Origin of the sequence: Acinetobacter sp. YH01008, assembly GCF_013420435.1 — a bacterium.
Classification (GTDB): Bacteria; Pseudomonadota; Gammaproteobacteria; order Pseudomonadales; family Moraxellaceae; genus Acinetobacter; species Acinetobacter pseudolwoffii.
This window is the reverse complement of record NZ_VOYD01000060.1, coordinates 1-5,416: the sequence shown is the minus strand read 5'-3', so window position 1 is coordinate 5,416 and position 5,416 is coordinate 1. Positions and strand designations below refer to the sequence as shown.

Here is a 5,416-nt window from a genome sequence, read left to right as displayed (position 1 = left end):
GTACGTGTATGACGTCGTCCTATATGATGCCCTTGACGATTCAACAAATCACGCATCATACGACTGCCTGCAAAAGGATATTGCATATGTAATTCATCAATACATCGCATCAGCTTCAGATCTGATGAGCTAACAGGTTTTGGGCGATAATAATAACAACCACGAGAGACTTTCAGTAACTTAGCTTGTTTAGATACTGAAATCTGAAGTGAGTGATCGATTAACTTTTGTGGTTGAAGCGGCCCAGTTTCTTCAACACACCTTCTAAAAAATCAATTTCTAATGCCTGCTCACCGATTTTTGCATGTAACTTTTTAAGATCAATGGGAGGTTCTGATGGAGCTTTTGATTGATCGAAAGCTTGTGAGGAAGCTGAGATCAATTGATTTTTCCAGTCAATAATTTGGTTTTGATGAACATCAAACTCAGAACTCAATTCAGCAAGTGTTTTTTCTGCTTTGATCGCAGCAAGTGCTACCTTAGCCTTAAAGTCGTTTGAATGATTTCTTCTTGGTCTACGTGCCATAAAATACTCCATATATTGATGTTTATAACATCATTTGAGGAGCAGAGTATCACTTATAGGAGTTGTTCAAATTTCCGGATCCATCTCTCACATTCCTATTTTTAATTCGGTTCGGCTTTGTTGCATAACGAGCTGAAAGACAGATTTTGAAAATAGCGGATTCAAATCACAAGTGCGACACATTTGTAGTTAGGTGAAAAAGTTAGGTGTATTCGTAGAATCATTAGACTTTTTCAACTCGCAATTGGAAAGCACGCAATGAAGAAATACACCCAACTCTCTCAAGATGAAAGTAAGCATCCGCTGAGCCCCACTTTTCCTCACTCATGAATACCACGATAGTGTCCACTAAACTTTAAGTGGACACCTATTTATGGATTTAAAGACAGTTATAGACAGCACACCAATGCTAAAAAAGCCCCGTCGAACCTTCACGGCTGAATTTAAACATCAACTTATTCAGCAATGCCAGCAGCCAGATACATCAGTGGCTAACTTAATCGCTGCACTGGTAAACCGAATGAACTTGTAATAACGACTTTCGCAAGAGGTCTAGTGATCTGTACTCAATAAAAATATTAAATTCCCCTTTATGCTTATTAGCAAAACAAGATTCACATTTAACGAAATACGAGAAAATTAATTTTGATGATTTAAAAAATGAGAATTTTATATTTTATACAGATGATTTCAGTTTAACCCCCATCATATTAAGTGAAGCTCAAAAAGCAGGATTTGAACCTAATATTGTCTGTAAAAGTAGCCAATGGGATTTCATAGTAAAAATGGTAGAGGCAAATATGGGCATAGCTATTCTTCCAGAAATTTACTGTAGAAAATTTAGTAACTTAAAAAAAATATACTTCAATAGTGATGATATGACCTGGCAATTACATATGGCTTGGCATAAAGGATTAGAGATCTCTCATGCAACAAAAGCCTGGTTAAATTTAGTAAATAAATATAGTCATGAAATAAGTCTTTAAAATTACATTTAGCATAAAATCTCTTATGCGAAGTCCAATATTAAATTAATCCCTTCACAAGGAAGAAGCTTGCTACAATGACCAATAAAACTGCAAAGCATTTCTTTAACATTGCTGGTGATAAAGCATGTGCCGCCTTCGCACCAAACTTAGCCGTAATGAAACTCATGATGCTAATGCCAATAAATGCATAAATATGCACATAACCAATGGTATTAGGTACATTAATCTCAGCATTTATACCAAAAATAATAAAACCTAATGCACCAGCAACAGCAATGGGGAGTCCACATGCCGCAGATGTTCCAACCGCCTTCTGCATGACCACACCATAGCGATTCAGGTACGGAACCGTCAGGCTACCGCCACCAATCCCAAAGATTGCTGATGCAACTCCAATCACACTACCAGCAGCAATTTGTTGACCTGATGAAGGTAAAGTTTTCGTTGGATCAATTACTTTTTTGGCACCTGTAAACATGGTATAGGCAACCCAAATCAGAAATAAGCCAACAATGATTTGTAGATGTAATCCTGATATCAAACCTGCAATACCCGCCCCAAAAAAGCAACCAATCGCCATGGGTGGTGCTAGATTTTTAAATACCGACCAAATCACAGCCCCATTTTTATGATGCGCCATCAATGAGCTAATCGAAGTAACAACAATGGTTGCTAAAGATGTGCCTAATGCGAGGTGCATAACCACATCGGGGTCATAACCCATTTGAGTAAAGACAATAAAAAGCAGTGGCACAATAATCGTACCACCGCCGACACCAAACAGCCCTGCTGCAAAACCAGCAAAAGCACCGATGACTAAAAAGGTTATAAGTTCCACAATAGACTAACTTTAAAAAATGAAAGGATTAAGGCGTTGAATTAAGCGTGTTCCAACTGACCCACTTGATGATAAGCACGGTTAAAATACACCAGGCTTTCTTCTTGATCGCTTTGTTGAACTTGAAGCACACGACACATGAAAATACTGTGTGTACCCACTTGCTGAATGTCCTGAATTTCACAGTCAAAACTGACCAAGGCATCTTGCAAAATAGGTGAACCAGTTTCCAACGCACTCCACTCACCTAAGTTGAAACGCTCTTCAGAACTGAATTTACTTGAAGCAAAAGCATTTGAAAGCTGTTCATGCTGAGTACTTAGTACGTTTACAGCCAAGACTTTATTTTCAACAAAATGGGCATGTGAACGGGAGGATTGATTCATACAGACCAATAACGTTGGCGGTGTATCCGTCACGCTACATACGGCAGATGCAGTAAATCCATGCATACCTGCTTTACTCGCAGTCGTAATAACATTCACTGCTGTGGTGAGTAAAGACATTGCATTTCTAAAGTCTGTTGCTTCAATCATCTCTTTCATCTCAAATGTACATATCACGTGCTCGTGCTTTAAGTAGAACAAATCATCTTGCAATAATTTGCCCCTGCTTCGCACGAGACTACGTTTGATTAAGCTTCTAGCTCTTTACGAACAATGGCAGCACCTGCGCTTAAAGCCTCAAGCTTGCCACGTGCAACTTGGCGAGAAAGTGGTGTCATACCACAGTTGGTTGAAGGATAGAGTTTATCTGCATCAACAAATTGAAGTGCTTTACGTAAGGTATTCGCCACTTCTTCTGCAGTTTCAACTTTGCTAGTTGCTACATCAATGGCACCCACCATCACTTTCTTACCACGGATCAATTCAATCAAATCCATTGGTACACGTGAGTTTTGGCATTCAAGTGAAATAATATCGAGCTTAGATTGTTGTAGTTTCGGGAATGACTCTTCGTATTGACGCCATTCATTACCTAAAGTTTGTTTCCAATCTGTATTGGCTTTAATGCCGTAACCATAGCAAATATGAACTGCAGTTTCACATTTTAGACCTTCAAGTGCACGTTCTAAGGTTGGTACACCCCAGTCATTCACTTCATCAAAGAATACGTTAAACGCAGGTTCATCAAATTGGATAATGTCTACGCCTGCTGCTTCAAGTTCTAAAGCTTCTTGGTTCAAAATTTTGGCAAATTCCCAAGCCAGTTTTTCACGGCTCTTGTAGTGTCCGTCAAAAAGTGTATCAATCATGGTCATTGGACCAGGCAACGCCCATTTAATTGGCTGACTGGTTTGGCTGCGTAAAAATTTCGCATCGTCTACAAACACTGCTTTTTTACGAGAAACTTCACCCACAACTGAAGGTACACTTGCATCATAACGATTACGAATACGCATGGTTTCACGCTTTTCGAAATCTACACCTTCAAGATGTTCAATAAACGTGGTTACAAAGTGCTGACGGGTTTGCTCACCATCACTCACGATATCGATACCTGCAGTGACTTGCTCATGTAATGATAATTTCAAAGCATCACGTTTAGCTTCTAATAATTCTTCGCCTTCAAGCTTCCATGCAGACCATAATTTTTCAGGTTCAGCTAACCAAGACGGTTTTGGCAAGCTACCCGCAGTTGAAGTTGGGAGTAAAAGTTTCGGTTGTGTAAGCGCCATGTCTAATCTTCTTTGTCTAAATTCGTAAATCTGTTTATCAATTTAATGGATTAAGCAGCTGTTTCGACTTCGAAATTTGCAGCCCATTCATTTAAAATGTCTTGATAAGGCTTAATGAAGTTTTCTTCCGTCCATTTACCTTGTTTAACTGCAAGCTCACCACGTTCCACACGGTCATAGACCACACGTGTAAGTGAATAATCGCCATAGCTTAGACTTGGTTGATACACCACACCTGCAGGAGAGTTGGTGTTGTAAATTTCAGGACGATAGATCCGTTGGAAACTTTCCATGGTCGCAATAGCACTGATCAATTCAAAATCAGTATAATCACGGACTAAATCGCCAGCGAAATAGAATGCTAATGGTGCATTACCACCTTCTGGTTTAAAGTAGCGTACACGTAAACCCATTTTGGCAAAATATTCATCGGTACGTGAATATTCATCATTTTTGTATTCCACACCCAAAATAGGATGTACGTTGGCTGTACGGAAATACGTTTTAGAGGTTGAAACGCTTAAGCAAATGACAGGTTGTTTTTTAAATTCTGCTTTAAATACATCTGAATTGACTAAATGTTGATAAAGCTTGCCATGTAGATTGCCAAAATCTTCAGGTTTTTCACCTACACCACAACCCAATTGTGGCAATACCACGCTGAAGTCGTAATCACGCACATAAGATGAGAAGCTATTGCCGATCATGCCTTCAATACGCTCACCTGTTTGATGGTCAATCACAACACTTTTAAGTGTTTCAATAAATGGGAAAGTTTGACCATTACCTTCAATATCAATTTCCGCAGAAATAATGTCAATCTCAAGTGAATAGCGATCACCTTTCGGGTTATCAACGGTTGCCAAGCTATTAAAACGGTTGTTGATCATCGCAAGGGTACGACGCAAGTTTTCTTCACGGCTTTCCCCACGTGCCAAATTGGCAAAGTTTGTGGTTAAACGTGTGTTTTCTGCTGGTGTATAATTCTCATCAAAACGGATACGTTTAATTGAACACTCAAATGCTGTACTCATGGAGATTGCCACCTAAAAATTTTATAAAAAGTTAAATTTCTGAATGGCTATATTTAAACGTGAATAAGAAAGTGAGTAAAACGATATAAATTCAGCTTAAGATGAGAAATACTCATCTTAATAAATTAAAGATGCTGAGGATTTTTAGTTATTCAGTAAGCTAAGCGGCTATCTAAAATCTTTATCTGAAATTGGTAATGTTTTTTGCAACTCTACCAAAGATAGAACCGTACCGGGTTTGTCGGAGAGTCAATATTCTGAGAGACTATTCCGATGAAAAAACCAAACTATACCCCTGAAATCAGAGAAAGAGCGGTTCAATTACTAATTGAATCTGAAAAAGATTATCCA

Annotated in this window: 5 protein-coding genes and 1 pseudogene; 1 reads left to right on the top strand and 5 read right to left on the bottom strand. The window is 38.7% G+C overall.

Annotation, left to right across the window (positions count from 1 at the left end; all coding sequences use genetic code 11):
- Window positions 1-538 (bottom strand): annotated as a pseudogene (locus FTT75_RS15335) (IS3 family transposase); the annotation flags it as partial.
- Between the two features lie 548 nt (window positions 539-1,086).
- Here FTT75_RS15335 and FTT75_RS15330 point away from each other — a divergent pair.
- Complete coding sequence (locus FTT75_RS15330) at window positions 1,087-1,512, top strand: LysR substrate-binding domain-containing protein (protein ID WP_180101535.1); 426 nt, start codon at window positions 1,087-1,089, stop codon at window positions 1,510-1,512.
- Between the two features lie 40 nt (window positions 1,513-1,552).
- Here the strand turns inward: FTT75_RS15330 and FTT75_RS15325 are convergent, their stop codons facing one another.
- The 4 genes from FTT75_RS15325 to FTT75_RS15310 all read right to left on the bottom strand — a co-directional run bounded on the left by FTT75_RS15325 (window position 1,553) and on the right by FTT75_RS15310 (window position 5,065).
- Window positions 1,553-2,353: a sulfite exporter TauE/SafE family protein gene (locus FTT75_RS15325; protein ID WP_005093808.1), complete on the bottom strand. Its 801-nt coding sequence runs from the start codon at window positions 2,351-2,353 to the stop codon at window positions 1,553-1,555.
- Between the two features lie 41 nt (window positions 2,354-2,394).
- Complete coding sequence (locus tag FTT75_RS15320; protein WP_005093807.1) at window positions 2,395-2,889, bottom strand: flavin reductase; 495 nt, start codon at window positions 2,887-2,889, stop codon at window positions 2,395-2,397.
- 98 nt (window positions 2,890-2,987) lie between these two features.
- Window positions 2,988-4,031 carry a methionine synthase gene (locus FTT75_RS15315; RefSeq protein ID WP_004733166.1) on the bottom strand — a complete coding sequence of 348 codons (1,044 nt, stop codon included), beginning with the start codon at window positions 4,029-4,031 and terminating at the stop codon, window positions 2,988-2,990.
- Window positions 4,032-4,081: 50 nt separating this feature from the next.
- On the bottom strand, window positions 4,082-5,065 hold the full coding sequence (locus tag FTT75_RS15310) for a putative oxygenase MesX (protein ID WP_159138861.1): 984 nt from the start codon (window positions 5,063-5,065) through the stop codon (window positions 4,082-4,084).
- Window positions 5,066-5,416 lie beyond the last annotated feature (351 nt).